Origin of the sequence: Nannocystis exedens, from assembly GCF_002343915.1 — a bacterium.
Classification (GTDB): domain Bacteria; phylum Myxococcota_A; class Polyangia; order Nannocystales; family Nannocystaceae; genus Nannocystis; species Nannocystis exedens.
Genome location: NZ_NETK01000001.1, coordinates 10,303,534 through 10,321,837, shown reverse-complemented (window position 1 = coordinate 10,321,837; position 18,304 = coordinate 10,303,534). Strand labels below are relative to the sequence as shown.

The following is an 18,304-nucleotide window of genomic DNA, read 5'->3' as shown; positions in this document are numbered from 1 at the left end:
GGCGGCGACACAGCGATTTGCCAACCCGGTTGGCAGGCCCGGCGGCTCAGTCCTCGTCCTCGCCGCCGCTCTCGAGTCGGCGCAATTTCTTCTGCAGCCCGAAGCGCGACAGCCCGAGCAGCGTCGCCGCGCGGGTCTGGTTGCCGCCCGCCAGCTGCAGCGCACGGTCGATGAGCTCGCGCTCGAGTCGCTCGACGCGCGGCCGCAGGCGGAGGTCGTCCGGATCGGGCGCCCCGCTCGCCGGCGCCTCGCGGATCGCCGGCGACAGATCGTCGGGCTCGACGCGAGCCTCGCACAGCGCGACCCACCGCTGCACCTCGTTCTCGAGCTCGCGGATGTTGCCCGGCCACGCGTAGCGAGCGAGCAGCCGGACCGCCGCGGCGCTGACGGTGAGCCGGCGCCCGCGGTCGTACTTGCCCAAAAAGTGCTCGATGAGCAGCGGCAGATCCTCGGTCCGCGCGCGCAGCGGCGGCAGCTCAACCTTCACCACCCGCACCCGGTACAGCAGGTCCTTGCGGAACTGCCCGGCCGCGACCATCGCGTCGAGGTCGCGGTTGCTGGCCGCGATCACGCGCACGTCGATCTTGCGCACCGTGGTGTCGCCGACCCGCCGGACCTCGCCCTCCTGCAGCACGCGCAGCAGCTTGGTCTGCATCGCCGGGCTCATCTCGCCGATCTCGTCGAGGAACAGCGTGCCGCCGTCGGCCGCCTCGAACAGCCCCGGCGTGGCCCGCTGCGCCCCGGTGAACGCGCCCTTGGCGTGGCCGAACAGCACGCTCTCGAGCAGCGTCTCCGGGATCGCCCCGCAGTTCTCGGCGACGAACGGCCGCGCCCGCCGCGGCCCGCCGTCGTGGATCGCCCGCGCCACCAGCTCCTTGCCGGTCCCGCTCTCGCCGTAGATGACGACCGGCACGTCGCTGTCGGCCAGGCGGTCGACCAGCCGGAACACCGCCTGGATCGAACCTGTCCCTCCGACCATGCCGCGATAGCCACGTCGCTCCGGCGTGCGGGCCGCCTCGCGCAGGCCGCGGACCTCGAGCTCGCGCTCCTCGAGCAGCGCCGCCAGCTCGCGCCCGCGCTCGGCCAGCGCCGCCACCGCCCCGCGGTGCGCGATCGCCAGCGCCGCCAGCTCGGCGAACTCCTCGAGCCGCGCCAGGTCGGCCTCGCCCCAGGCCCCGCGGCGCAGCCGGTGATCGACGTAGAGCGCCCCGAGCAGCGCCCCGCGGTGCACCAGCGGCACCGCCAGCACGCTGCGCAGGTTGAGGTGGCTGATCGAGCGCGACTGGCCGAAGCGGTCGTCGGTGATCGCGTCGACGCTGAGGATCGCCGTGCCCTCGGCGAGCACGCGGTCGAGCACCGAGCGCGAGAAGGTCCCGCCGGCCCCGCCCGAGAGCTCGCGCGCCACCAGGGTCGGCGCCGCGGCCTCGCCGCTGCGGGCCGGCGTCGGCAACACCGCGATCGCCCCGCGCTCCGCGTCGCACAGCTCCATCGCCGCGTCGACCACCTGCGCCAGCAGGCGCTCGAGGTCGTCCTCGCGGACCAGCCGCCGGTACATCCGCAGCAGCTGGCCCGCGTCCCCGCCGCGCCGCGCCTCCGTCGGCGCGGCCTCCTCGGCGACCGGCTCGCCTGCACTTTCGGGCAGGTCGCTCACGAGCGCCGCGACGGCCGCCCGATCGCCCGACTCCGCGAGCAGGGCCGCGCGGGCGCTGGGCTTGTCGAGGTCGGGGATCTTGCTCATCAGAACCTCCCAGGTGTGCGCGGCGCGACGGGCGAGCGCCGGCCGGCGCGGGTCGCTCGGGCTCAGGATAGCGTGAAGGACATGGTCGTAGTGCCAGGCGAGCTCGAGGCGCCCGCGCGCCGCGAGCTCGCCGGGTCGCGGCAATTCGGCCAGGACACGGCACGCGCGGGCGACTTCGCCGTGCATCCCGCCGGCCGCGGCCGCCAGCACGCGCTCGAGCGCCGCCGCGACCTGCAGCTCCTCGTCGCCGTCGGCGAGGCCGTGCTCGGCCGCCGCCAGCAGCTCGGCCGCGCGCGCTGGTTGCCCGCTGCGCCGCGCCGCCGCGGCCGCCCGCAGCATCGCCTCGCCGGCGTCGCGCGTCGCCCCGGCGCGCTGCAGGGCCTCGGCCGCGGTCGCGAACGCGTGCGCCACCGCGGCGTCGCTGCCCTGGCCGCGCAGCCGCTCGCCCCACACGAGCTCCGCCTGCACCCGCTCGAGCCGCGCCTGCGCCAGCGACCCCGATGTCCCGCTCAGCGTCTGCGCCAGCAGCACGTGCAGGCGCACCGCCTCGGCCTGCGCGCCGGCCCGCACCAGCAGCTGCACGAGGTTCTCGGCCAGCTCCGGCAGCGCCTGCACGCGTCCGAGCGCCAGGTAGCCGCGGAGCGCCTGCCGCCCGTGCTCGAGCCCGCGACCGAGCTCGCCGCTGAGGATCGCCAGCGCCGCCAGGTTGGCCGCCAGCAGCGTGCGCCCGATCGCCTCGCCCGCGCGCTCGAACCCCGCGGCGGCCCGCTCGTAGGCCGCCTCCGCCTGCCCGAGCTGCCCGCGCAGGTGCGCCAGGTTGCCGCGGACCTGATCGATCCGGGCCTGCAGCCCCGCGTGCCCGGGCGCCGCCGCGAGCCGCGCCTCCGCGCGCGCCAGCCAGCCCTCCGCGCGGCCCTCGGCGCCGCCGTAGATCGCCGCCAGCGCCGCCCACAGCCAGGCCTCGGCCGCCCCCGGTCCGCTCGCCGCCAGCGCCGCGCGAAGCCTGTCCTCTGGGTCATACCCTGAAAGACATGTCCTTTGAGTCGAGTCACCGTCCTCGCTCGCGGCGCCCGCGGACGAGCTTCGCCCGACCCGATCTCCCGCTCCACGATGCGCGGTCGCTCCCGTGGCCCGGGCCGCCGCCGTCCGGCTCCGACCGGCGGCGCGGTCGGTCGACGCACCTGTCTCTTCGAACAGCTGCGCTATCTGTCCCTCAGGACCTGTCCCTCGCGCCAGCTCCGGCTCCACCAGCCGCAGCGCCTCCGCCACCGCCTCGCTCGCGCGGCCGAGGTCGGTCAGGGCGCGCCAGCGCAGCCCGAGCCCGGTCGCGCGCAGATCGTCCGGCAGCGTCGGCTCGGCGAGCAGCGCCTCGAGCCGCGCCAGCGCTTCCCCGGCGCGCCCCGTCTGCTCGAGCGCCCGCGCGGCCACCAGCGCGCAGCGCGGCCCCCCGCCGGCGGCCAGCGCCAGTGCCCGTCCGGCCTGCCCGGCGCGCAGCAGCGCCGCCGCTAGCTTGGCCCGGGACGCGTCGGGCAGCGCCGGGTCGAGGCGCTCGAGCAGGCGCGGCAACGCCGGGTCGCGCTCCCACGCCCCGCCGGTCTCCGGGCACGCGGCCAGCCAGCGCGACACCGCGGCCGGCGACTCGGCGTCGACCGCCAGCGCCAGCGTCACGCTTCGGGCTGTCCCTCCGGACATGCCCTCTTCGCCATGTCCTTCGCGCCCTGCAGCCTCCTCGGCCTCGGCGAGCCGCTCGCGCGCCAGCTCGCGCAGCCGCGGCCCGAACGTCCGCCGCGCCGCCGCCAGCGCCCAGCCGAGCGGCACCCCGCCCGGCGCGAACAGGTGCGCCGCCTGCAGCCCCGCCCCTGTGGCCACCGCCGCCTCGCGGCCCTCCGCCGTCCAGGCCGCCTCGAGCACCAGCCGGGCCCGACCCGCGTCGAGCGCCCCGCGAGCCGTCGCCGCGGCCCCGGCGATCCCCTCCGGCGTCGGCCTCACCAGCATCGCCCGCGCGCTGGCCTCGATCGCCTCGACCGTCGCCCCCGGCCAGCCGCCCGTGGCCGCGCGCAGGCCCTCGGCCCAGCCCTCGCGCTCCTCCGGCGGATCGAGCACCGGCTGCAGCGCCTGCAGCAGCTCTGCCTCGGTCCACGGCCGCAGCTCGAGCACCGCGATCGGCGGCTCGCCGCGGCCCGCGGCCTCCGCCCCCGCGCGGGCCAGCGCCGCCCCGAGCGCCGGCGACACCGGCACGATTAGCGTCGTCGTGGCCATCGCCGCCGCCGCCGCCAGCACCGCCGCCCTGCGCCTTGCAACATGTTCTTCGTCACCGGTCTCTTCGGCCAGATCACCCGGCCACGGCGGCGCCTCGGGCAGCCCGAACACCGCCTCCTCGGCCCCCGCGATCCAGGCCTCGATCCACCCCGCGGCCGGGACCTGCAGCGCCGCGCCCAGGCGCTCCGCCGGGCACAGCCGCGCCGGCGGCCCCTCGGCCTGGGCCTGCAGCGTGCCGACCAGCTCCTCGACCACGCGCCCGCGCCCCGCGCCCGGCGGCCCCGCCACCGCGACCAGCCGGGCCCGCGGCCCCGGCAGCAGCATCGCCAGCGCCGGCGCCAGCGGCGTGCCCGCGTACGGCCAGCGCGCCGGCAGCCACCAGGTCGGGCCCGCCTCCGAGGACATGCCCTCGGGGCCATGTCCCTGGCGACAGGTCGCGAGCAGCGCCTGCAGCCGCGCCTGCACCAGCCGCAGGTCGGCCAGGCGGCGCGCCCCGTCGAGCGCCAGCAGCCGGCGCAGCAAGGCCAGCAATTCCTCCGGCACCGCCGCGCCCGCCGCCAGCTCCGCCAGCCTGGCGTCGACCGCCCGCTCGCCGCGGCGCAGCGCGTCGACCAGCCCCTCCGGTCGGGCCCAGGGCGGGGCCCCGAACAGGCGGAAGCACAGCAGGCAGCCGAGCGCGAACACGTCCGCCGCCGGCCCGCCGCCGCCCGCCAGCGCCTCGGGCGCGAGGAAGCCGGGCGTCCCGCAGCCGAGGCAGCCAACATGGCCGAAGTCGGTGAGCACCACCCCACCCTCGCCGGCCAGCACGTTGCCGGGGCTGACGTCGCCGTGATGGGTGCCGGCCTCGTGGATCGCCCGCAGCGCGTGCGCCACCGCGATCGCCTCGGCCAGCGCCTCGGCCGGCGCGACCGGGCCGGCCTGCAGCGGCGCCCCGTCGATCCACCCGGTCACCAGCCACGCGCCGCCGCCTGTCTCATGGAGCAGCTCGAGCGCGGCCGGCAGGTGCGGCGAGCTGACGCGCCGCAGCACGCGGAAGGCCTGCCGGACCTGTCCGACGCGCTCCGGCGGCACCCGCTTGAGGGCGACGCGCCGGCCGCCCGCGTCGGCGTCGAGCGCCGTCCACGTCCCGCCCTCGGCGCCCTCGCCGAGCCGCGCGACCGCGACGAACCGAGGCGGGAGGCCGAAGGCGAGGTCGCGCTCCGCACCGCCCACGGCGCCCTCCATCACGGCCCGGTGAAGCGGTCCGACGCGTCGCTCTCGGCCGCGACGAAGCTGCCCGAGTCGGCCGCCACCCGCGACGCCTCGACCGACGTCGTCACCGACTGCATCGCGGGCACCACGTCGCCCGACGTGCTCGGCCCGTGGTGGTAGCGCGAGCGGCGGAACGCGAACAGGAACAGGGTCTGCAGCATGCTCGCCACCGGCGCCGCCAGCAGCGCCCCGGTTAGCCCGTACACGTGCTCACCGGCCAGCAGCGCGAAGATCACGACGACCGGGTGCATGTGCGCCGCGTCGCCGATGATCTTCGGGTTGAACACGTTGGCCTCGAGCAGGTGGATGCCGGCGATCCACGCCAGCATCAGCAGCGGCGGCCCGAACGCGACCCCGTTCTCGTTCGACACCAGCGCGACCAGCAGGATCGGGATCGACGAGATGATGGTGCCGAAGATCGGCACCAGGCTGAACGCCGCCGCCACCACCGCCAGCAGGAAGCTGTACTTGATGTCGAAGATGACGAGGCCGATGTAGGTCAGCACGCCGTTGACCAGGCAGATCAGCAGCTGGCCGCGGATGACCCCGGCGAGGCCGACGTCGAGCAGCCCCATGATCTCGTCGTAGGTGCGGCGGTACTGGATCGGCACCATCGCCCGCACGAACCCCATCACCCGCTGCGGGTTGACGAGGATGAAGGCCGCGAGCATCAGCGTGATCGTGAAGTTGGTCAGGAACGCCGTGACGCCGCTGACGAGGCTGCGGAGGAACCCGGCGATCTGGCCGGTGTACTCGCTGCCCTTCGTCATCACCAGCTTGCGCAGCGTGTCGGTCAGCTTCTTCTCTTCGGTCGAGCTCGGGGCCGCGATCGTGTAGCGGCCGTCGCCGGCCTCGGAGACGTGGAGGCGCGCGCCCTCGAGGCTGATCGACCAGGAGCCGTCCTTGTTCGGCTTCGCCAGCAGCTCCGACGGCTTCGGCGGCTCCTGGGCCGCGGTCGCCAGCGCCGCCTCGTCGAGCTGGTGGAGCGTGCCGAGCGAGCCGTCGACCCACCGCGACGCCTGCGGCAGCACGTTCTGGTCGAGGTACTCGATCGCCGCCGGCGCCGTGTCGCGCAGGCGCGAGAAGTCCGCCACCAGCGCCGGCAGGAACAGCGTCAGGAACGCCGTCATCAGCCCGAACAGCGACAGGTAGACGAGGATGACCGAAAGGACACGTCCGATCCGGACCTGCATCCGGTTGATCACCGGCGCCATCAGGTACGCCAGGGCGAACGCGAACACGAACGGGACCATCACCTCGCGGAAGATGATGGCCAGCAGCACCGGGAACAGCAGGAAGCCCCACAGCCGGAGGAACTGGCCGATCGACGCGAGCAGCTCGCGCCGGCGCGACGGGACTGGTTCGGTCATGCGCGGCTCCTGCTGGGGTCGTGGCCGCGGCGCGGCCCCAGGTCTTCGACCGCGACGGCGCTGTCCCAGGCCCCGCAGCTGCAGCGGAAGCCGAACCTGGCCATCGGCGCGGCGCACTGCCGGCACACGAGCGTGGGGGGCGTGGTGTCTTTCATCGCGGCGTCGCGGACCGAGGCGTCGAGGGTCGCGTCACGCGGCCCCTGAGCGAGGCGCAAGCGTATCAGTCCGAGCGCCGCCGCGGGGGAGCGAGACGCGACCCGGGCGAGCGCCAGGGCCGCCTGGTCCGGGTCGCGCCGGGCCACCCGCTCGGCCAGCGCCACCACCAGGCTGCTGGCGGTCGCCGTGCGCAAGCTCGCCTGCATGCGCTCGAGCAGCTCCTCCTGGGCGCCCTCCTCGATCGCCCACGACCACGCCTCGCCCGTCAGCGCCTGCGCGCCCGCGGGCGCCAGCTCCCAGGCGCGCTGCCAGGCCTCGAGCGCCTCCTCGCGGGCCCCTGCGGCCGCCGCGACGCGAGCCCGCGCGGTCCACACGTGGCCGCTGTCGGGCGCCAGCTCGAGCGCGCGCTCGACCAGCTTGCGCGCCTTGAAGGGATCGCCCTCGTGGAGGGCCGCGAGCGCCTGGCCGGCGACCGCGTGCCCGCGACCGATCCGCGATTGCCTGCGTCGGCGGGCCGGGGCCAGCTTTTCGTGGCGCTCCCACGCCGCCGCCGCGCGCTCCCAGGCCCCCGCTTGCTCGAGCGCCTGGGCCAGCGACTCGAGCGTCGCCACCGAGCGGGGCGCCAGGCTGATCGCCCGCGTCAGCGCCCCGACGGCCGCCTGCTCGTTGCCCTGAGCCAGCAGATCGCGCCCGAGCCCGACCAGGCCGGCGACCCGCAGCTCGGGCGCCAGCTCGGCCGACGCCAGGACCGTGCGGTGCAGCGCCTTGGCCCGCTCGACCCGGCCGCGGCGGCGATCGAGCGCGGCCAGGGCGAGGAACACGGTGGCGTCGTTGGGCTCGGCCTCGGCGATCCGCTCGAGCTCTTCGGCCACGTTCTCGACGTCGCCCTCGGCGAGCTCGTGGATCACGTGGCCGCGGCGGGCCAGGCGCTCGATCGCCTCGCGTCGCGGCGCCAGCCGCCACCACGCCAGGGCAGCCCCGACTCCGCCGCCTGCGAGCGCGGCGGCGACGATCGCCAGCAGCTCGCTCACCCGACGTCTCCTTCGCGCCTCGCCGGCGAGCCCGACCACGACCGCGTCGCCGCCATGCTCTGGGCCGACGCGCCCAGCATCACCGGCCGGCGCGTGTCGCTGAGATGGGCCTCGCGGGCCAGCAGTTCGTCCTCGTCCTCCTGTCGCAGGGGCAAGGTGCGGAGCTCAAGCACCTCGCGCTCGAGCTCGCGGGTACGCCGCTGCGCGATCGCCGCAGCACGGATGCGAAACGGCGCCCGGATGGCCGCCACGGCCAGGAGCGCCGCGGTGGCGACCCAGCCGGCCATCAGCGCCGCCGAGTGGACCTCGAAGCGGCGGCGGACGAGCGACGGTGAAAGATCGGCGGCCGGCAGGTAGAGCACCACCTCGACCCATCCGGTGTTCGCTCCCAGCGTGACGATCGTCCATACGAGGCCCAGCGCGAGCAGGATGAGGCTGACCAGGAGGTAGACTTTGCCCAGCAGGGACACTTTGATGCGGCGGATGATAACAGGCGGTGTATAGTCCCGGCCATGGGAAACCCCGCTGCGTCCTTTTTCGCCTTCGGCACAGGGATCCTCCGCCGCGGATGCCTCGCCGGGCTCGCGATCGGCGCCTTCGTCGGCGCCTGCGCCAATACCGACCAGAACCTCGAGCGGCAGAGGCTCCTCGACGAGCTCAACTCGGCCGGCAGCAAGCCCGCGCAGTGCAAGCCGAAGATCCTCGAGTCCTGCTACGACGGCCCGCAGGGCACCTCGGGCCGCGGCCTCTGCAAGGACGGCACGCGCACCTGCAGCGACGACGCGACGTGAGGCGCGTGCACCGGGCAGGTGACCCCGGTCAAGGAGCTCTGCAACCGCAAGGACGACGACTGCGACGGCATCGTCGACAACGACTTCGAGCGCGAGGGTGCGACCTGCACGATCGGCAAGGGCGAGTGCAAGACCTCGGGCGTGTGGAAGTGCAACGCCGACGGCAAGGGCGCCACCTGTGACGCCCCCGCCCCGGCGATCAAGGCCGAGGTGTGCGACGGCATCGACAACGACTGCGACGACAAGATCGACGAGGACGTCCCGGGCACCGGCGTCGCCTGCCAGACCGGCAAGGTCGGCGTGTGCGCCCCGGGCGTGATGCAGTGCCTCGGCGGCCGCGTCCAGTGCGTCGCCAACGTCCAGCCGAGCCAGGAGATCTGCAACAACCTCGACGACGACTGCAACAACGTCGTCGACGACCGCTGCCTCACCGCCGACGAGGCCGCCAAGCTCAAGAACAAGTAGACCGCCCCGCGGCCCCTGGCGGCGCGGCGCCCTCCGGGCCCGCGCCGTTCTTGTATGTACTTTCGAGCATGTCCCCGCGGGCAGGCGCTTCAGGACATGCCCCCGAGGGCCTGTCCCGCGGGACGGCGGCCTGCAGCGACCTGTCCGCAAGAACAGCCGAGGGCCCGCACGCGACGCACGCAGGCCCTCGCCGAGGGCCGGGCGCCTCGCCCGGCCCGAGCCGTCACTTCGCGTACTTGACCGTGCAGCCCCACGCCCGCGTGTCGGCCTGCTCGACCGGCTTGCCGGCCAGCACGGCCGCCAGCGCGTCCTCGAACAGCGCCACGCGGGTGCCGCCCTCGGGCTCGTTCATCGGCGCGTTGTCGAGGCCGCCGCGGTAGACGAGCGCGCCCTGGGCGTCGACGATGAACATGTGCGGCGTGTTGGTGGCCCCGTACGCGTGGCCGACCGCGCCTGTCTCGTCGAGCAGGATCGGGTGGGTCATCGACCAGTTCTTGGCCGCCGCCTGATTGGCCTCCGCGCCGTGGCCCTGCTTGCCCGGCGCGCCGGAGTTGATCGCCAGCCAGGTCACCGTCGGCGACGCCGCCGTCGTCTTCGCCGCCAGATCCTTGAGCGGGCCGGCGTCGTGCGCCGCCTTCACGAACGGGCACTCCGGGTTGAACCACTCGAGCACCACCGTCTTGCCGCGCAGGTCGGACAGCTTGACCGTCTTGCCGTCGGCCGTGGGCAGCGTGAAGTCGGGCGCGGGCTTGCCGATCGCCGCCACCGCGGCCGGCTCGGCGAGAGGATTCGCCGGCGGCGCCGGTGTCGGTGTGGCCGCCTTCGCCTCGCCGTCGGCGGGGGGCGTCTTGTTCGGCGTTCCGGAGGGCGCGGGCGGCTTGGCGCCGTCACAGGCGGTCAGAGCGAGGGCGAGGGCGAGCAAGGTTCGCGGGGTCACGGCAGGCTCCTGGGTGGCGCTTTTGCGTATCCTGGGCCGGTGTACCACCGATCGCTGGACCTGTCACACCCGCCGGTATGGACCGTCGACGACGTGCTCACGGCCAGCGAGTGCGCCGCGCTGATCGATCGCATCGAGTCGCTCGGCCCGGTGCGCGCCCCGGTCACCATGTTGCGGGCCCCGGTGCTGCGACCCGAGCTCCGCAACAACAAGCGCGTCACGATCGACGACCCCGACCTCGCCGCCCTGCTCTTCGAGCGCGCCCGGCCCGCGGTGCCGCCGCGGATCGGCGCCATGACCGTCCTCGGCGTCAGCGAACGCCTCCGCTGCTACCGCTACGACCCCGGCGAGCGCTACGCCCCGCACTTCGACGGCGCCTGCGTCCGCGCCGACGACGAGCGCAGCCTGCTCACCTTCATGATCTACCTCAACGAAGACTTCACCGGCGGCGAGACCCACTTCTTGCATCTCGAGCAGACCGTCATCCCGCGCACCGGCCTCGGCGTGTTGTTTCAACACCGGCTCCTGCACGAGGCCCGCGCCGTCGCGACCGGGCGCAAGTACGCGGTGCGCAGCGACATCCTCTACAAGGGACCTCGCGCACCCCGCGAGCGACCGTCCGCGTAGTCTTTCGCGGCGTCCGTCTCGACGTCACGATACCGACCGTTCGCTGCACGCGCCGGTGCGGCGGCGCACGCAGCCTCGGCGTGCTAGCTTCCCCGCCATGAGCAGCGCCGACGAGGATCTCCCGATCGTCAGCCGGATCGTCATCGAGGTCCGCTCCGACGGCACGCGCACGGTCGCGCGCGGCGCCGCCGAGGATCCCTCCGGCAAGGTCGGCCTCGAGGTCCGCGCCGACAGCCCCGTCGAGCTGGTCACCGCCCTGGTCAAGCTGCTCATGCAGGCACCTGCCCTTGCGACCACGTCCTTTCGGACAGGTCGCAAGCGCCAGGTCCAACCGGACAGCCTGCCCGCCGCCCCGCCGCCGCGCGCCCTGGGCCCCGCCGGCCGCGCCCGCGACCTCGCCGCTCGCGTCCGCCGCCGCCTCGGCCTCGGCGAGTGAGCAGCGCATTCGCGGCCCATCGCCACGCCGGCGACCGGACGCACGCGACTCGGTGCTTCGCTCGCGCTGCTGACGAACCCGGGCGTATGGGGCATCGTCCGGCGCGCAGCCCGGCGCCACTTCCCCGCCTCCGGCTCACGTCTGGGTGTCGAGCGAGCGCCAGAAGTACCACGCGGCGGCGCTGCGGTACGGCGAGAACGGCTCCCCCAGCGCGTCGAGCTCGCGCTGGGTCGGCGACTCGGGCAGGCCGAACGTCTGCGCGTAACCCTTGCGGACCGCGAAGTCGCCGACCGGCCACACGTCGGGGCGGCCGAGGCGGAAGATCAGCATCATCTCGACCGTCCAGCGGCCGATCCCGCGGACTTGCGTCAGGCGGTCGATGATCGTCTCGTCGTCCATCCGCGACAGCGCGCGCATCGTCGGGACCACGCCGTCGAGTGTCTTTTGGGCCAGGTCCTTGAGGGCAGCCTGCTTGCCCGCCGACAGCCCCGCGGCGCGCAGCCGCTCCGCCGGCAACGCCAGCAGCGCCGCCGGCTCGGGGAACTTGCCGCCGTCGCCGAGCTGGCAGGCGCGCCCGTAGATCGTCGACGCCGCCGCGCCCGCCAGCTGCTGGAACACGATCGATCGCGCCAGCGCCCCGTACGGGGTCGCCCCCGCGTCGCGCCGCAGCGTGATCGGCCCCAGCCGATCGATCAACTTCTTCATCGCCTTGTGACTGCGGCGCAGGTGCGCCGCCGCAGCGTCGGTGTCGTAAGGGAGCGGTCGCGTCTGCGCCATCGTCGCCTCGCCGGCCCGCAGCGCCCGGGCCTCATCCTCTTGTACGCGCAATCGCCCGCGCGATCCATGGCCCACGACGGGGCCTTGGCCCCGGCGCGCTTGCGACTCGGAGCCCGTCCCGCAAGCGCGGGCGCCTCGACGGCAGACCCCTCGGTCGGACGCGGTCCGCCCCGAGCTCGGCACGTCACGCGTCCGGCTGTCCACGCCGGCGCGCTCGGGCATCGCGGTACCTCGTCGATCGCGGCGCGTGACGCCAAGGCAACCTCACCGAGACGAAGTCGATCCACGCATCGCGCGCTACCCGAAGCGGCCGCGTTGCCGGTCGGCCCGAGTTCGACGCGGCGCTCGCGTCTCTCGGACCGGAGCGCCTCGTGCCCCCTGTCCCAAAGGGCAGCTCATCGCCTCAGCGGGTCGGTGAGCGGGAGCTCGTCCGCGACCTCGCCGAGCACCTCCTCGCGCAGCTGGCCCACCAGCATGTGCGAGCCGCACACCACCAGCTCCCCGCCGGCGGCCAGGTGCTCCTGCCACGCGGCGTGAAACGCCGGCCCGACGCCCGCGGAGAACACCCGCGTATCGCCGGCCTGCAGCGACGCCAGGTCGTAGCCGCCCGGCCCCGGCGACACCAGCCAGATCGGCGCCCTCAACCGCCGCAGCTGCGCCAGCATCCCCGGCGCGTCCTTGTCGGCCAGGCAGCCGAACACGAGCGCCCGCCGCGGATGCGGCTGTCCTTCGAGCCAGGTCACGAGCGCCGCGAGCCCGTGCGGGTTGTGCCCGGCGTCGAACACCACCGTCCCCCCACCGCTCGCCACCCGCTCGCACCGGCCCGGCCAGCGCACCCCGTCGAGGTCGGTCGTCGTCGTCTCGGGCTCGATGACCCGCGCGCCGGCCAGCGCCAGCGCCCCGTTGACCCGCTGATGCTCGCCCGGCAGGCCCTCGGGCGCGCGCGCCAGCGGCTCGACGAAGCCGAGCCGCACCCCGTGCTCGGCCGCCGCCGCGCGCAGCACCGCCGCCGCGGCCGGCTGCTGCGGCGCCGACCACACCGGCGCCCCATCGCGCATCACCGCCGCCTTCTCCGCCGCGATCGCCTCGATGGTGTCGCCGAGGTACGCCTGATGATCGAGGTCGATCGGCGTCATCAGCGTCACCGTCGCCGGCACCACCCCGGTCGCGTCGAGGCGCCCGCCCAGACCTGTCTCCAAGACCATGACCTCGACGCCAGCCTCGGCGAACGCCAGCAGCGCCGCCGCCGTCAGCACCTCGAAGAACGTCAGCGGCCGCGGCAGCGCCGGGCCCTCGAGCCGCAGCACGCGCTCGATCAGCAGCTCCATCGCCGTGTCGGCCAGCGGCACCCCGTCGATCCGGATCCGCTCGCCGACCCGGTGGAGGTGCGGGCTCGTGTACAGGCCGACCCGCCGGCCGCGGCGCCGCAGCGCGTGGGCCACCATCGCCGACGTCGAGCCCTTGCCGTTGGTGCCGACCACGTGGACCACCGGCAACCCGGCGCCCGGCTCGCCGAGCGCCACGTGGGCCGCCCGCACCGCCTCGAGCCCGCGGATCACCCCCAGCGAGCGCCTGGCGAACAGCGCCAGCTGCCAGGCCGGAGGTGTCTTCATGGACATGTCCGATCAGCCAGTCGGCGCCGCCGGCAGCGCGGCGGCCGCCTTGGCCGGCGCGCCGGCCAGCAAGCGCAGCATCAGGCCCAGCTGCGCGCGCAGCTCCAGGCGGCCGACGATGCGGTCGAGCATGCCGTGCTCGAGCAGGAACTCGGCCCGCTGGAACCCGGGGGGCAGCTCCTGGCCGATCGTCTGCTGGACCACGCGCGGCCCGGCGAACCCGACCAGGGCCCGCGGCTCGGCGATGATGACGTCGCCGAGCATGGCGAAGCTGGCCGCCACCCCGCCGGTGGTCGGGTGCAGGCAGACCGAGATGTACGGGATCCCGGCGCTGCGCAGGCGGCCGCGGGCGGCCGACGTCTTGGCCATCTGCATCAGCGACAGGATGCCCTCCTGCATGCGGGCGCCGCCGGACGCGCTGAAGATGACCGCCGGGATCTTGCGCTCGAGCGCCCGCTCGAACACGCGGGTGACCTTCTCGCCGACCACCGAGCCCATCGAGCCGCCCATGTACTCGAACACGAAGAAGCCCGCGCTGACGTCGAGGCCGTCGATGGTGCCGAAGCCGGCGGTGAACGCGTCGGTGGGGCCGACGCTGCGGTCGGCCTTGGCGACGCGGTCGCTGTAGGCCGCCTGGTCGCGGAAGCCGAGGGGATCTCCCGAGCGCAGCTCGAGGTCGAGCGGCTGCCACGAGTCCGGGTCGAGCATCGCCGCGATCCGCTCCTTCGTCGGCATCACGTGGTGGTGCCCGCACACCGGGCAGACGCGGAGGTTCTGCACGAACTCCGCGGTGTACGTGATCTCACCGCACGCGTCGCACTTGGTCCACAAGCCGCGCGGGACGGAGACCTTGTTGCTCTCGCTCGTCTGCTCGAGCGCCTGCTTTTTGCGTCGCCACCACGCCATGCGAAATCCGGCTCCCTTGCCGGGGCGAATCATCGCCGCGACCTGGCGCCTTTTCAAGGCCGTTGCCGCGAGGCCCGCGCCTTGGTACGCGTCATGCCCGTGCAGGAGCGCAAAGACCTTCTCACTTACAAGGGCGCGGGCGTCGACATCAGCGCGGGCAACGAGGCCGTGCGGCGGATCAAGCGCCTGGTCGCCGGCACGCGCCGGCCCGAGCAGATCGGCGACATCGGCGGCTTCGCCGGGCTCATGGGCTTGCCCGCGGGCGTCGGCGATCCCGTGCTGGTCGCCTGCACCGACGGCGTGGGCACGAAGTTGCTCGTGGCGATCGCGCTCGACCGCCACGACACCGTCGGCGTCGACCTCGTGGCGATGAACGTCAACGACCTGCTCGTCACCGGCGCGAGCACGCTCTTCGTGCTCGACTACATCGCCTGCGACCGGGTCGTGCCGGAGCGCATCGAGGCCCTGGTGAGCGGCATCGTCGACGGCTGCAAGCAGGCCCGCTGCGCCCTGCTCGGCGGCGAGACGGCCGAGCTCCCCGGCCTCTACGCCCGCGACCACTACGACCTCGCCGCCTTCGCCGTCGGCGTGGTCGAGCGCAGCAAGATGCTCGGGCCCACCCGCGTGAAGAGCGGCGACGTCGTCCTCGGCCTGCGCTCGAGCGGGCTCCACAGCAACGGCTACAGCCTCGCGCGCAAGGCCCTGCTCGACCCCGCCCACGCCGGCCTTGCGTTCGCCGACCGCCTGCCCGGCGATCCCGCCGGCCGCAGCGTCGGCGAGGCCCTGCTCGCGCCGACGCGGATCTACGAGCCCGCGTTCGCGGCCCTGCGAGGGCTCGAGCACGCCCCGCTGCACGGCGCCGCGCACATCACCGGCGGCGGCCTGCTCGAGAACCCGGCGCGCGCGCTGGCCGACGACCTCGCGCTCGAGCTCGACCTCTCGCCGCTCGAGCTCCCGCCGGTGATCGCCGCGATCGCCGCCCAGGGCGTCGGCGTGCGCGAGCTGCTGCGCACCTTTAACTGCGGCGTCGGCATGCTGCTGTACGTCGACCCCGCGCACGTCGACGTCGTCCGCGCCGCGCTCGCCGCGGTCGGCGAAGAGCCGTACGCGCTCGGCCGCGTGGTCGCCCGCGCCGCCGCCGACGCCCCCCAGGTCCGCCTGGCGGGCGCGAGCTGGATGGGCGGCGCCGTCGAGGTCGAGTAACCGGCTGTCCCTCGGGACGGTCGATGCTGTCCTTCGAGACATGCCCCCGGCGAGCGTGCGACGCCCCCTGTCTCTGGGGACATGTAAGACTCGCCTGCGCTGTCTCCCGGCCTCTGCGCGGGCCCCAACGCGACGTCGCGCTGTCTCGCCGGCTCTGTCTCCCGGCCTCCGCGCGGGCCTCAGAGTCGGCGCGACGTCAAGTTGTCTCCCGGGACAATTGCGACTCACCGGCGCGGCTCGCCGGGCCTCGCGCGACGCTCGGAGCGCGCGGCCGCGTCAGCCGGCCTTGCTGCCGCCGAGGCAGGGCGGGCTCTTGGCCGCCTGCCCGCCGCGAGCCTGCCACTGCTCGGGCGTCAGCGCCTCGATCGCCAGCGCGTGCAGCCCCGAGCGCAGCTCCTCCGCCGCGGCCGCGTTGACCTCGCGGTGACGGGCCACCAGCGACTTGCCGGCGAACCCGGCGCTGACGACGACCACGCGGAAGTGGCTCTCGGCGCCCTTCGGCACCGCGTGCATGTGGCTCTCGTCGCGCACCTCGAGGTGTTCGGGCGCGAACGCGGCCGTCAGCGCCTCCGTGAGCGCCCGCGCTCGCCTGCCCGAAGGGACAGCCTCGTTCACGCGCTCGCCTCCGGCCGCGGCGCCCCGGCGGGCAGCTGGGCGGCGACCACCACCGCGAGGTCCATGACCTCGACGGTCTCGTCCTTGCCGAGCGCCTTGAGGCCGTCGGACAGCATCGTGTGGCAGAACGGGCAGCCGACCGCGACCGCGTTGGCGCCGTTCTCGGCGACCTCCTTGGCGCGGTTGATGTTGACGCGCTTGGCCGGCTCCTCCTCCATCCACATGCGGCCGCCGCCGGCGCCGCAGCAGAACCCGTGCTCGCGGTTGCGCTGCAGCTCCTGGACCTTGCCCTTGCCGCGGGTCGCGTGCTCGAGGATCTCGCGCGGCGCGTCGTAGACCCCGTTCCAGCGGCCGAGGTAGCACGAGTCGTGGTACGTGAACGTGCGCTCGCTGGTGTGGTCGAGCTTGAGCTTGCCGGCCTGCAGCAGGTGCGTGATGAGCTGGCTGTGGTGGATGACCTCGTAGGTGCCGCCGAACTGCGGGTACTCGTTCTTGATCGTGTGGAAGCAGTGCGGGCACGAGGCGATCACCTTGGTGACCTTGGCCTCGTTCAGCGTGTCGACGTTCTCCTGCGCCAGCGTCTGGAACGCCATCTCGGCGCCGAGGCGGCGCAGCGTGTCGCCGGTGCACTTCTCCCGCTTGCCGAGCACCGCGAACTTCACGTTCGCGGCTTGCAGCACCTTGACCAGCGCGCGCGTGGTCTTCTTGGCGTTGTCGTCGTAGGCCCCGGCGCAGCCGACGAACAGCAGGTACTCGGCGTCGGGCGCGTCGTCGATGAGCGGCACCTCGAGCCCCTCGGCCCACTTCATGCGGTCGTCCTGCGGCAGGCTCCACGGGTTGCCGGCGCCCTCGATGTTGCCGAGCACGCGCGTGACCTCGCCGGGCGTGCGGCCCGACTCGTCGTTGAGCACGATGTGCTGGCGCATCTGCAGGATCTTCAGCGGATGCTCGATGAACACCGGGCACACCTCCTGGCACGCCCCGCAGGTCGTGCAGGCCCACAGCGTCGCGTCCTTGACGCGCCCGCCGACCAGCGGCGGCAGGGCCCCGAGGTCGGCCTTGATCTTGTCGATGATCGACTTGTTCGGCCCCTCCGGCGCGTCATCCTTCAGCGAGCCGCCGGCCTTCTGCAGCTTGACCAGCAGCTTGCCGCGCTCCTTCATCTCGTCCTTGAGGTCGTGGATGAGGTGCATCGGCGACAGCGGCTTCTCGGTCGCGAACGCCGGGCAGTACATCGTGCAGCGGGCGCACTCGGTGCAGGAGTAGTTGTCGAGCAGGCTCTTCCAGGTGAAGTCCTCGATCTTGCCGACGCCCCAGTTGTCGAACAGCGGCTCCGCATTGGGGTCGGTCGGCTCGCCGTCGAACAGCTTGGCCTTCGGCATCGCCCCGCGCTGGCCCTGGCGCCGCAGCAGGATGTTCGGCGCCGAGGTCAGCACGTGGATGTGCTTCGAGAACGGCAGGTAGTTGAGGAAGGCCAGGACGATGCCCATGTGGACCCACCAGCACACCTCCGAGGCGATGTGGGCGAAGCGCGGGTCCATGCCCGCGAACAGGCCGCTGAGCGCCGCCGACACCGGGGCCCCGCCCGCGTAGTGCCCGGACCCCGCGATCTCGAACGCATGGTGGCCGAAGTGACTGATGCACAGCAGGCTGATCGCCGACAGGATCAGCATCGCGTCGAGGCTCAGCGGCACGAACGGCGGGCGGATGAAGCGGCGCGTGATCGCGTAGGCGATCGCGGCGACGACGATCACGTTGGCGACGTCGACCACCGCCATGACGGCCCGGTACGCCGCGTCGGGCATCACCAGCGAGAGGTTCATGCCGGGCCCGAACAGGCCGGACAGGCCCATGTCGACGGTGGCGATCGTGAGGATGAGGAAGCCCCAGTAGATCGGCAGGTGGTGCCAGCTCCGCTTCTCCTCGACGACCTTGCCCTGGCCGAAGAAGAACGCCATCAGGCTGGCGATCCGCTGGCCCCAGGTCTCCTTGAGATCCGACGGACGGCCGAGCGCGACGGTGCGGATCAGCGCCGACACGTTGTAGGTAAAGAGGCCGAGCGAGAACGCAACGGCGGCGGCGAAGGCGATCTGCTTGAGCATGGCAGGGCGGGCTTTGGGCAAGCACGC

Annotated in this window: 15 protein-coding genes; 5 read left to right on the top strand and 10 right to left on the bottom strand. The window is 74.0% G+C overall.

The window, feature by feature from the left end:
- Positions 1-46: 46 nt before the first annotated feature.
- The 4 genes from NAEX_RS40235 to NAEX_RS40220 are packed head-to-tail and all read right to left on the bottom strand — an operon-like array spanning position 47 to position 8,275.
- A complete protein-coding gene (locus tag NAEX_RS40235; RefSeq protein ID WP_170136419.1) occupies positions 47-5,209 on the bottom strand; it encodes a sigma 54-interacting transcriptional regulator in 5,163 nt (1,720 codons plus the stop codon).
- Positions 5,210-5,220: 11 nt separating this feature from the next.
- Positions 5,221-6,618, bottom strand: a complete 1,398-nt coding sequence (locus tag NAEX_RS40230; protein WP_096332757.1) for an AI-2E family transporter — start codon at positions 6,616-6,618, stop codon at positions 5,221-5,223.
- The gene (locus NAEX_RS40225) at positions 6,615-7,805 is read right to left on the bottom strand and encodes a tetratricopeptide repeat protein (protein ID WP_096332756.1); all 1,191 of its coding nucleotides are present in this window, start codon (positions 7,803-7,805) and stop codon (positions 6,615-6,617) included. The genes NAEX_RS40230 and NAEX_RS40225 overlap by 4 nt, the downstream gene beginning before the upstream one ends.
- A complete protein-coding gene (locus tag NAEX_RS40220) occupies positions 7,802-8,275 on the bottom strand; it encodes a hypothetical protein (RefSeq protein ID WP_096332755.1) in 474 nt (157 codons plus the stop codon). Before NAEX_RS40220 ends, NAEX_RS40225 begins: the two co-directional genes overlap by 4 nt.
- A 42-nt stretch (positions 8,276-8,317) precedes the next feature.
- On the opposite strand from NAEX_RS40220, the gene NAEX_RS40215 reads away from it, so the two are divergent.
- Positions 8,318-8,596: a hypothetical protein gene (locus NAEX_RS40215; RefSeq protein WP_096332754.1), complete on the top strand. Its 279-nt coding sequence runs from the start codon at positions 8,318-8,320 to the stop codon at positions 8,594-8,596.
- Between the two features lie 18 nt (positions 8,597-8,614).
- Positions 8,615-9,061, top strand: coding sequence for a MopE-related protein (locus NAEX_RS52500; RefSeq protein ID WP_100793016.1), 447 nt, complete (start codon positions 8,615-8,617; stop codon positions 9,059-9,061).
- A gap of 223 nt (positions 9,062-9,284) precedes the next feature.
- Here the strand turns inward: NAEX_RS52500 and NAEX_RS40200 are convergent, their stop codons facing one another.
- Positions 9,285-9,998 (bottom strand): redoxin family protein, encoded by a 714-nt coding sequence (locus NAEX_RS40200; RefSeq protein WP_096332753.1) that lies wholly within the window; start codon positions 9,996-9,998, stop codon positions 9,285-9,287.
- 39 nt (positions 9,999-10,037) lie between these two features.
- Between NAEX_RS40200 and NAEX_RS40195 the strand changes: the two genes are divergently transcribed.
- A complete protein-coding gene (locus NAEX_RS40195; RefSeq protein WP_100793017.1) occupies positions 10,038-10,625 on the top strand; it encodes a prolyl hydroxylase family protein in 588 nt (195 codons plus the stop codon).
- Between the two features lie 97 nt (positions 10,626-10,722).
- Complete coding sequence (locus NAEX_RS40190; RefSeq protein WP_096332751.1) at positions 10,723-11,061, top strand: hypothetical protein; 339 nt, start codon at positions 10,723-10,725, stop codon at positions 11,059-11,061.
- A gap of 135 nt (positions 11,062-11,196) precedes the next feature.
- Here the strand turns inward: NAEX_RS40190 and NAEX_RS40185 are convergent, their stop codons facing one another.
- The 3 genes from NAEX_RS40185 to accD all read right to left on the bottom strand — a co-directional run bounded on the left by NAEX_RS40185 (position 11,197) and on the right by accD (position 14,357).
- A complete protein-coding gene (locus tag NAEX_RS40185; protein ID WP_096333887.1) occupies positions 11,197-11,838 on the bottom strand; it encodes a DNA-3-methyladenine glycosylase family protein in 642 nt (213 codons plus the stop codon).
- 395 nt (positions 11,839-12,233) lie between these two features.
- Positions 12,234-13,451, bottom strand: coding sequence for a bifunctional folylpolyglutamate synthase/dihydrofolate synthase (locus NAEX_RS40180; RefSeq protein ID WP_170136418.1), 1,218 nt, complete (start codon positions 13,449-13,451; stop codon positions 12,234-12,236).
- 12 nt (positions 13,452-13,463) lie between these two features.
- The gene (gene accD, locus NAEX_RS40175; RefSeq protein WP_096332749.1) at positions 13,464-14,357 is read right to left on the bottom strand and encodes an acetyl-CoA carboxylase, carboxyltransferase subunit beta; all 894 of its coding nucleotides are present in this window, start codon (positions 14,355-14,357) and stop codon (positions 13,464-13,466) included.
- Between the two features lie 93 nt (positions 14,358-14,450).
- Between accD and purM the strand changes: the two genes are divergently transcribed.
- Positions 14,451-15,560: a phosphoribosylformylglycinamidine cyclo-ligase gene (purM, locus tag NAEX_RS40170; RefSeq protein WP_096332748.1), complete on the top strand. Its 1,110-nt coding sequence runs from the start codon at positions 14,451-14,453 to the stop codon at positions 15,558-15,560.
- A gap of 276 nt (positions 15,561-15,836) precedes the next feature.
- Here purM and NAEX_RS40165 read toward each other — a convergent pair whose 3' ends face one another.
- Together NAEX_RS40165 and NAEX_RS40160 are read right to left on the bottom strand one after the other, a co-directional pair.
- The gene (locus NAEX_RS40165; RefSeq protein WP_170136417.1) at positions 15,837-16,175 is read right to left on the bottom strand and encodes a BolA family protein; all 339 of its coding nucleotides are present in this window, start codon (positions 16,173-16,175) and stop codon (positions 15,837-15,839) included.
- Positions 16,172-18,277, bottom strand: a complete 2,106-nt coding sequence (locus NAEX_RS40160; RefSeq protein WP_170136416.1) for a (Fe-S)-binding protein — start codon at positions 18,275-18,277, stop codon at positions 16,172-16,174. Before NAEX_RS40160 ends, NAEX_RS40165 begins: the two co-directional genes overlap by 4 nt.
- Between the last annotated feature and the right edge of the window lie 27 nt (positions 18,278-18,304).

Excerpts from the sequence above, each read along its gene's own strand:
- NAEX_RS40230 (WP_096332757.1), bottom strand. The coding sequence starts at position 6,618 with ATGACCGAACCAGTCCCGTCGCGCCGGCGCGAGCTGCTCGCGTCGATC.
- NAEX_RS40215 (WP_096332754.1), top strand. The coding sequence starts at position 8,318 with ATGGGAAACCCCGCTGCGTCCTTTTTCGCCTTCGGCACAGGGATCCTC.
- NAEX_RS40190 (WP_096332751.1), top strand. The coding sequence starts at position 10,723 with ATGAGCAGCGCCGACGAGGATCTCCCGATCGTCAGCCGGATCGTCATC.
- NAEX_RS40185 (WP_096333887.1), bottom strand. The coding sequence starts at position 11,838 with ATGGCGCAGACGCGACCGCTCCCTTACGACACCGACGCTGCGGCGGCG.
- NAEX_RS40180 (WP_170136418.1), bottom strand. The coding sequence starts at position 13,451 with ATGAAGACACCTCCGGCCTGGCAGCTGGCGCTGTTCGCCAGGCGCTCG.
- accD (WP_096332749.1), bottom strand. The coding sequence starts at position 14,357 with ATGGCGTGGTGGCGACGCAAAAAGCAGGCGCTCGAGCAGACGAGCGAG.
- purM (WP_096332748.1), top strand. The coding sequence starts at position 14,451 with ATGCCCGTGCAGGAGCGCAAAGACCTTCTCACTTACAAGGGCGCGGGC.
- NAEX_RS40160 (WP_170136416.1), bottom strand. The coding sequence starts at position 18,277 with ATGCTCAAGCAGATCGCCTTCGCCGCCGCCGTTGCGTTCTCGCTCGGC.